The organism is Variovorax rhizosphaerae, from assembly GCF_037889975.1.
In the GTDB taxonomy this organism is placed as follows: Bacteria; Pseudomonadota; Gammaproteobacteria; order Burkholderiales; family Burkholderiaceae_C; genus Variovorax; species Variovorax rhizosphaerae.
On record NZ_JBBKZT010000073.1, the window covers coordinates 1 to 7,783 of the forward strand.

Below are 7,783 nucleotides of genomic sequence, written 5' to 3' on the forward strand. Positions count from 1 at the left end.
CGGCAAACTGCGTCGCCGTGAGCTGGTCGATGCGACTCGCGGCCCCGGCGGCGGCTATGAGCTCAGACGCATGGCTTCCGAAATCACGATCGCCGACATCGTCGCGGCGGTCGATGAGTCCATCGACGCAACCCTATTCGGCGGCAAGGAAGATTGCTTGGGCGAAGCCGGCCGCTGTATGACGCATGATCTCTGGGCCTCGCTGAACCAGCACATGGTCGAGTTCATGAATTCCATCACGCTGCAAAAGCTGGCGGACGACCAACTCGCCAATGGCGTGAAGGTCGAGAACATGCCGGTCGTGAAGCGCGGAATAATAAAGCGGCCGGTGGCCAAGCCCATTCGCGTCAAGGCAAATTCGGTGTTCGCACTCGGCAAGGACTTGGCCAAGACCTGATTCTGCCGGAGGCTCCGGGCGCCATTCATCCTCGCGATCGGAGCCCGTCGCCTGGGGCCTCCAGCCTCCAGGGGCTAGGAGCGTTGTGAGGATCCACACCGCATGGTCCGTCGACGGCGGGATTTGAGTGCTGGAGGCGCGCTCGCGAAGATCTTTCCTATCGATCCGCCCGCGGGGTGCCAGCCCGATCTGGCTCTGCGTCAATCGGCTTCATAACAGCGATCTGATCGAGCGGCGCTTGGGCCTACCGTTCGATTTGCCGATCCAAAGCGTAGCGATTGGCTGGTGCGCCCAACTTACCCGCGCGTGGCCGTTTGGCACGCAACGAAAAGCAGCTTGCTGGTGCATCGGCGAAGTAACGTTGCCAGCCAATTGTGTTGAAAGATTCCGCAGCGACGCCGTCCGGTGCGCGATTTCGATCCAGGCGCCGTCAACAAGCCGTGGTGAGCTCCGCGGGGCCAGCTTCAATGGAGTCTCAACTGAGACCCCGTGCGTGGCTCTGATGGCCATTGATGCATCACGCGGGCACTGCGACTTGCAATCGGATCTTGACCCGCGTCCTCTCGCAAACGAGTTGTTCAACACAATTGGTCATCATCGGTCAGTCGGGAAGTTGAACCGACTTTGCGGTTGGATACTGTTTGCGTCATTGGCCAGCAGCCGACGCGTGCGGCCGGTGCGTCCCGCGTTTTGCTTTTCCCCACCAAGGGACGCACCACGCGCCAGTGGCCGTAGATTGACTGTGCTGGCGCTTGAGCCAACTCCGTAGGGCGCGCACAATGGTGAAACCACACAGGAGAGCAGACATGGACAAGCGATCTTTCTTGTCAGCAGGGCTTCTGGGCGTGCTCGCCGCGGCATGCACCACCACCTCCACCAAGGGCGGCGATCCGGCAGCCAAGCGCGCCAGCATTGACGCTGGCGTCGACAGTTCACTGTCCAGGCTCTACTCGCAGGCGCCGGGCTCGCGTGAAATGACGAGCAAGGCCAAGGGGGTGCTGGTGTTCCCCGCAGTGGTCTCCGCCGGGCTTGGCGTGGGCGGCTCCTACGGGCAGGGGGCGCTGCGCGTCGGCGGCAAGACCGTGGGCTATTACAGCACCACCGCAGCGTCCGTCGGCTTGCTTGCCGGCGCCGACTCCAAGGCTGTCTACGTGCTCTTCATGACCCAGGAGTCGCTGGACAAGTTTCGCGCGAGCAACGGCTGGACCGCCGGCGCCGATGCCTCGGTCACCATGCTCAAGGTCGGCGCGTCCGCAGCCGTCGACACCCAGACCGCGCAGCAACCAGTCGTGGGTTATGCCCTGAGCAATGCCGGCCTGATGGCCAACCTCAGCCTTGACGGCACCAAAATCAACAAGCTCGACTTTTGATCTTTTCCGGGGAGCTCAGGGCCTTGTAGCGACCTTCAACTTTGCGGGCCGAACATCGGCGGCGCATTGCGGCTACCAGCGCACTTTGATGCCGAGCGAAGCCAAAACCGAGGACTTGACCGTCGCAGCGCCGCCGATGCTCCAGAGGTGGCCGATCTCGCCGTACAGGCTGGTCGCAGGGTTCAACGCCAGCGTTGCGCCAGCGGCCGCCTCGGCTGCGCTGTAGCCGCCCCTGCTGGAGATCGCGAGCGCTCCCGCCGGGCCGATGGAGGTGACCACGCCTTCACCGAAGCTTGCCCGGTACAGGTTCACGCGGGCGTAGGGCTTCAGCCGCCCGGCGGCAATGGCGAGACTGCCCCTGAGGCGCGCGCGCGCCCGATCCAGCCGCTGACAACGTCCTGGCGGACTTGCGCGCCACTGAGAACCATGTCGTCCACGCTGCTGCGCTGGAAGGCGATCTGCGCCTGTGGTTCCAGGCTCCAGCGCGCGTTGAGGGCGAAGGGCTTGCCCACTTCCACGGAGGCGGCAAGGCTGCTGGCCTTGCCGGCCACGCCCAAGTTGATGTCGGGGCGTATCGTGAAGCGCTGGCTGCCGCCCTGCAACACGCTGTCAACGTAAAGGCCGCTCTCGTCCATCCATGTGGCATAGGCGCCGAGGTAGCGCGATTGAAGTTCCTTGTAAACCACGCGGGCGACGATGCCGCGGGCATTGCCGCTCACGTCGGCACTGCCACCATCGAGATAGCCCAGATACACACCCGCGCCCCAGTTGCCGCTGGCCCACAGGTCGGTGCCGGCCTGCAGTCCGGTCACGTGACCACCGGAATAGACCTGCGGGACGCCCGGCTGCTGGATGTCCAGGTCGGCGTACACCACGCGACCCCATGCCCGGCGTGTGCCGCCTGGCGCCGCTGCCTGGGTGTCCTGCGACTGGGCCGACGGGGCCTCGTCGCCAACGCGCCGATGCAGGTTGGCGAGCATCGCCAGATCGGCCTGGCGCAGTTGCGCGGCAAGGCGGCCAGCAGTGGAACTTCTGCACGGTAGGTCGGCACCTGCACTGGTGCGGCAGGCTGGTTGGGTGGCGCCACCGGCGCGGTGGAGCGCAGGTACCAGTTCTCGCCCGCGCCCTGCGCTCACGCCACCGCTGCCGGAGATGTTGCCGCCGAAGGTGTATAGGTCGCTGCGGTTGAAGGCGAGCGTGCCGTTGTTGACGGTCACGCCGGTGATGGATCCGCTGGCGCCGCCGTTGCCGAGTTGCAGGCTTCCTCCCTCGATCGTGTAGCCGGTGATGCGGAACTGCATGCCTTCCAGCGGACGGCGACATCGGCTCGGACGGTGGCGTACTGCTAATGCGGCGCGTGGAAGTTCGGGCCACCGAGGCGGCTGATCTGCGTGTCGCATACGAATGGATACGGCCCGCCAGCCGACGCTCTGCACCGGCACCAGTTCCTCAGGGACGAGCTTCGTAGCGTCGAGGATGTCGAAGCTGAGTGAGCGTCCAGCGGTGCCACCTTGCGCCGGTCGCGGCACCCTCAGAGGATGGCGTCCACCTATTTTTGGCGGACACCTATGCATCCCAATAGCTCCAATCGCCGGGTCCACAGTGCCGATTTCAAGGCGCGGGTCTTGGCCGAGTGCCGGCAGCCCGGCGCGTCGGTTTCAGCCGTGGCCATCGCACATGGCTTGAATGCCAACGTCGTGCGCAAATGGCTCACGGGCCGCGGCCTCAAGCGCATGAGCGCCGCGACGCCTGCGATCAGTGGCGTCGCGCCTGCTCTGCAGTTCGTCCCTGTCGCGTTCCTGTGCGACCTCGTGAGGTCCGCAACTCGGGGCGACGCGACTTGGTCGAGCGCCCAAGAGGTCGTGCGAATCAGATATGAATGGCCAGCCCGGCTTGCTCGCGCACCTCGGGGCTCGTTCAACAGCCGAGCCGGCTCATTAGCTGCGGAGCGGGGGCGGCATCCACGCTGCGGCCAGGCGGCCTGAGGCTGTGGGGGTATTACGCCAGTTGCGCGCTCGCTCACGCGCTAGTACGCGCTCGACCTTCAGGCTCTCTCGCAGCTCCTTCTCAGCGGTCGCCCTAGCTGCACGTTCTGCCGCTGCCAAGACCTTGGCTGCGCGCCGGGCGGCCGTCGCCTGCGCCTTTAGGCCCACCTTTCGGTCTTTATTCTCAGCGGATTTGTTGGCACGTTCTGCCGCTGCCAAGGCCTCTCCGGTCGCCGCTGCAGCGGCTTTTGCGTCCTGTCGTTCTTTCCACAGGGCCAAGTCATCCTCAACCCGGGAGCAGTACTGGGCGTACGCTCGCTCACCCTCCGGAGTCAGCTCGGTGCGTTGGTCGCTTCGCACTCGCAGCCAGCCGGCGAACAACGCCTTGGTGTGCCAGGCGCCATGCCATCCCGGCTCCCGCGAACCACATTTCGCATGAAGGGCGAGTACATCCGCCATTGAGGTGCTCAAGGGGCGAGCGGGCTGTCCCGGCTGCTTGGTGGGTGAACTCGCCATTGGACTTCTCCGTTTGTTCTGCTGAGCCAGAAGTGTGAGAACGTTCTCGACTAGAAGCGCTCGTTCGCGGTCGGGGGCATGCCCGGCCGGGGCGTCGGCGCCGATTCGATATTGACCGCCCCGAATAAACATGTCGCATCGTTTTGTCCAGACGGTCGAGCACCGCGTCGATCCGCCGATTCCGCCCGCGAATCTTTGGAAAGAGCAGGCGACTTTCCTTGGGATGGTGCAGCTTCTCCGGGAACTCATCGACGTAAAACAACATGGCCTGCAGGGCCTCGAGGTCGGGCAAGGTCCCCTTGCGGCGGTGCTCGGACAGCATGAGGATGATGGAGCGCAACATCGCGGACAGCGCCCGGTGTTCTCGGCAGATGATGATCAGGCTTGGATGGGTCATGACGCTTTCCCGGGCGACAAGATCAAACGCTTGCGAGTTGCAAGATGGTCAGCGAAGCACGAGCACCGGGAGTGCGCAGTGGCTCAGCACGTCTTGCGTTTCGCTGCCGAGCAGCAAGCGCTGCACACCTGTTCGACCATGCGAGGCCATCACGATCAGGTCGCACCTGTGCTTTTTCGCCGCGGCGATCAAGGACTCGGCCACCCGATCCGAGTTGAGCGAGGCCGTCTTGATCCTGACGCCTGCCGCTGCCGCCATGTCGCTGACCGCGTTGAGCCTGCCCTGCGCCTTGTCATTCCAAGCGCACTCGACCTGTCCGACGTCTTGCGGGGAGAAGTTCACGGCGCCCTCCAAGCAGCTCGTCGGGTAGCGGGGCACGACGGTGACAGCCACCAATTCGGCGTCGATCTGCGAAGCGAGTGTGATGGCGCTGAGCACTGCTTTGCGTGAAAGGCTGGAGCCGTCGGTGGCGACCAGGATTCGCTCGAACATGATGTGGTCCTCCGGATGCCTCGAGCTTAGAAGCTCGGCCATGTTCCGGTCTTGACGCAGGACAAGTCCAGGCGCGCCGGGAGAGGACAGCATGCGCCTCTTGGGTGTGTGCACGCTAATCAGGCGCCTGAAGCCTGAGCGCCACGCCGTCAATGCGCTAGACCCCCGTGATTCAAATCGATGACGACTTCCTGAGACGGACGCAACGGGGCCCATGGCATCTGCGTGGTGGTCGTGGGTCCTTGGTGACGGGGTGGCCTGCGCGTCCTTGACCGGGCCGCTTGTCCGCTGCCTGGCGGCGCTGTGCCGCCCTTGTGGCCGGCATAGTTGAAGTAGTCGTCCGACGCGGTGGCGCGCAGTAGCGCGATAACACGTCAGGTCGGGATGGAAGGAATCGTTCACGTGAAAGAAATGTGCGCGCTCGCGGGAATCGAGGGGAGTTGTCTGCGCACTTGCGCCCGGGGTAGCTTGCCGAACGCAACAGCACGATCGTTCGATTCGCTTGCTGCATGCCACAACACTAGGACACCGTAGGCGCTCTGTGGACAAGCTGCTTCCATCGCGCATCCCGATCACCACCTCAAGATGGCAACCTTTACGATAAGAAGTCCTCCGGCACTCCCGGCGTCACCGATTTCAGCGACGCTCGTTTAGCAGAAGGGTAAGCGCGGCCCCAAGGCCCTCTTGACGCCGACCGGATGAAGAGGTCGACGATGCTCAGACCTCGAGCACGCGGCGCAGGACATGGAACGGCACTCGCCAAGTCTCGCCATCGCTGATGCCGAGGATGGCCGTGCGCTGGTTGATGCGCGCGATCACGCCGGTGACGTTACGACCCTCCCGGTCATTGAACGTCACGGTGTCCCCGCGTTGGAACTCGCGCGCACGGGTCGTCGCGCTGGCCGGCTCTGGCGGCGGCCCATAGGCAGCTTGCTCATCGCGGCGTTCTGACCTTGGTAGCCCTGCATCGCCAGGAATGGGATCTTCCAGCTCCGCCTGGTGCCTTCCTCCAGCACCGTCGCCTGAGTGTCCCTCATGGCAATGATCTTGCCGCGGCGCATCTGGCCATCCCGGAAGTCGACGAACTGCACAGGCTGGCCAAGATGAAGGTTCGCACGAGCGGCAATGCCTCGACGTGGGTCGGCCAGCATGCCCTCGATCAATGCCTTGAGCTGGTAGAGCTGGAAGCTGCTCGCGTCCTCGAGGGCTTCGACCATCCGCGGGTCCGCGCCTTGCAGGGTCACTCTTGTCTTCCTCTGTTGCGCAGCTTGGTCGAGTAGGCTCAGGCAGCCAGTCGTTGCTCGACATGGTGCCCGCCGATGTTCCACGGCAGCAACTCGTCGATGCGGTTGATCGGATGGTCGGCAATTCCTCCAGAGAGCACTTCCTGGCGACCCTTGAACTCCAAGCCCCAGCCTGCGCCATCGTAGATGTGCAGATGCCCGGACTGTCAGGCTTCGAGGTACTGGCGCGGATGCGCGCTACCAACGTTCATGTACCGGTCATCTTCATCACTGCCAGCGATGAAGACGCGCTTGACAGCTTGGCGATGGCGGCTACGGCAACGCGACTTTTGAGAAAGCCCTTCTCAAGCACTGAACTGTTGGCGGCCATCGCCATCGCGACCGGCTTGCGAACACCATGAGCATTTCTTCGATCAAGCTTTGTGGTCACAATCTGGGGCACCACCACTACTCTTGCCGTCGGTTGAACTGCGTGCGGCCGCGAGGAATGCCGAGTTCGATCGTTCGTACCAGACCATCGGAAGCCCAAGGGCACGCAATGGATCGACGCTTCGCATGCCGGTTTTTCATCGCGCTGTTTCTCGTTTGCTGCTTCAGTCCCGCTGCCCTGGCCCAAAACGAGGCCGAGGACCTGGAGCGCGCGTTTGCCGCGACCTTTGCCTTGGTCCCGGAAGTTGCGCGGTTCCATGCCAGGCTCGCATGCCGTAAACACGGGCAGCAGGCCGTCAAGGTCGTGCGAGCCCGCGACTCAGGCATGGGGCAGGCAGCGGCGCTCGCACTTCTGGCGCCGCCTCAAAGACCCGCATCGGGCGAAGAGGACACGAGGGTTGATGCCGCAGTCCTCACTGCCAACGCCGCAATCGTCACGTTTGTCTTCGGTCCCGCGCGGCCCACGGCCGACCTAGCGGGCGCGATCGTGAACGCGTCTTGCCTGCTGGAGGCGGGCAAGACGATTGGTCGAGTCAGGATTTAGTTCATTCGCCAGATCGCCGTGAGGCGCCACCTCTACCTGCCCGCGTGCACGTTTTCGGCTCGGTCCATGTCGTCACATCACGCGACGGCAAGTCCGGGGCCGTTTGCAGTCGGTCTGCGCCCCTACATCGATGAGCGACACGGTTCCATGATGCCGAGCCGCGGTGGTCGCCGCACCGCACCTCGACCCTTCAACTCACTGGTGTGGCGGCCGGTCGAGAACTGACCCGTGTGCCGATATTTCGCAGACCCATGGGCGAGCATTGGAAATCATTGCCAGCAATGGGTTGCGAGGTGATTGGGATGGGTCAGTTCAGTGCCCGGCATCTGGGTCAAGAACGCGCCGGCATCAACACCCTGCCTTTCTCGGCCGCTATCAGGCGGCGGTCACCGCGATCCGACGCGGCTTC

The 7,783-nt window shown here is 64.0% G+C and carries 10 protein-coding genes; 5 read left to right on the top strand and 5 right to left on the bottom strand.

Annotated features, from left to right (window positions below; genetic code table 11):
- Nucleotides 1-397 (top strand): Rrf2 family transcriptional regulator (locus WKW82_RS39890; RefSeq protein ID WP_340348744.1); only part of this gene is annotated, 397 nt, incomplete at its 5' end.
- An 806-nt stretch (nt 398-1,203) separates the two neighbouring features.
- The gene (locus WKW82_RS39895; RefSeq protein WP_340348745.1) at nt 1,204-1,767 is read left to right on the top strand and encodes a BPSL1445 family SYLF domain-containing lipoprotein; all 564 of its coding nucleotides are present in this window, start codon (nt 1,204-1,206) and stop codon (nt 1,765-1,767) included.
- A gap of 72 nt (nt 1,768-1,839) precedes the next feature.
- Here WKW82_RS39895 and WKW82_RS39900 read toward each other — a convergent pair whose 3' ends face one another.
- Both WKW82_RS39900 and WKW82_RS39905 read right to left on the bottom strand, forming a co-directional pair.
- Nucleotides 1,840-2,079 (bottom strand): hypothetical protein, encoded by a 240-nt coding sequence (locus WKW82_RS39900; protein ID WP_340348746.1) that lies wholly within the window; start codon nt 2,077-2,079, stop codon nt 1,840-1,842.
- A gap of 14 nt (nt 2,080-2,093) precedes the next feature.
- Nucleotides 2,094-3,068, bottom strand: a complete 975-nt coding sequence (locus tag WKW82_RS39905; RefSeq protein WP_340348747.1) for an autotransporter domain-containing protein — start codon at nt 3,066-3,068, stop codon at nt 2,094-2,096.
- Between the two features lie 267 nt (nt 3,069-3,335).
- On the opposite strand from WKW82_RS39905, the gene WKW82_RS39910 reads away from it, so the two are divergent.
- Entirely contained in the window at nt 3,336-3,752 is a 417-nt protein-coding gene (locus WKW82_RS39910; protein ID WP_340348748.1) for a transposase, read from the top strand.
- 961 nt (nt 3,753-4,713) lie between these two features.
- Here the strand turns inward: WKW82_RS39910 and WKW82_RS39915 are convergent.
- From WKW82_RS39915 to WKW82_RS39925, 3 genes are all read right to left on the bottom strand, one after another.
- On the bottom strand, nt 4,714-5,157 hold the full coding sequence (locus WKW82_RS39915; RefSeq protein ID WP_340348749.1) for a universal stress protein: 444 nt from the start codon (nt 5,155-5,157) through the stop codon (nt 4,714-4,716).
- 717 nt (nt 5,158-5,874) lie between these two features.
- Entirely contained in the window at nt 5,875-6,015 is a 141-nt protein-coding gene (locus WKW82_RS39920) for a hypothetical protein (RefSeq protein WP_340348750.1), read from the bottom strand.
- On the bottom strand, nt 6,012-6,401 hold the full coding sequence (locus WKW82_RS39925) for a hypothetical protein (RefSeq protein WP_340348751.1): 390 nt from the start codon (nt 6,399-6,401) through the stop codon (nt 6,012-6,014). Before WKW82_RS39925 ends, WKW82_RS39920 begins: the two co-directional genes overlap by 4 nt.
- A gap of 2 nt (nt 6,402-6,403) precedes the next feature.
- Between WKW82_RS39925 and WKW82_RS39930 the strand changes: the two genes are divergently transcribed.
- On the top strand, nt 6,404-6,802 hold the full coding sequence (locus WKW82_RS39930) for a response regulator transcription factor (RefSeq protein ID WP_340348752.1): 399 nt from the start codon (nt 6,404-6,406) through the stop codon (nt 6,800-6,802).
- A gap of 137 nt (nt 6,803-6,939) precedes the next feature.
- Nucleotides 6,940-7,374 carry a hypothetical protein gene (locus WKW82_RS39935; protein WP_340348753.1) on the top strand — a complete coding sequence of 145 codons (435 nt, stop codon included), beginning with the start codon at nt 6,940-6,942 and terminating at the stop codon, nt 7,372-7,374.
- The last annotated feature ends 409 nt before the right edge of the window (nt 7,375-7,783 follow it).

Coding starts and splice junctions, on each gene's coding strand:
- WKW82_RS39910 (WP_340348748.1), top strand. CDS start 3,336: ATGCATCCCAATAGCTCCAATCGCCGGGTCCACAGTGCCGATTTCAAG.
- WKW82_RS39935 (WP_340348753.1), top strand. CDS start 6,940: ATGGATCGACGCTTCGCATGCCGGTTTTTCATCGCGCTGTTTCTCGTT.
- WKW82_RS39895 (WP_340348745.1), top strand. CDS start 1,204: ATGGACAAGCGATCTTTCTTGTCAGCAGGGCTTCTGGGCGTGCTCGCC.
- WKW82_RS39915 (WP_340348749.1), bottom strand. CDS start 5,157: ATGTTCGAGCGAATCCTGGTCGCCACCGACGGCTCCAGCCTTTCACGC.
- WKW82_RS39905 (WP_340348747.1), bottom strand. CDS start 3,068: ATGCAGTTCCGCATCACCGGCTACACGATCGAGGGAGGAAGCCTGCAA.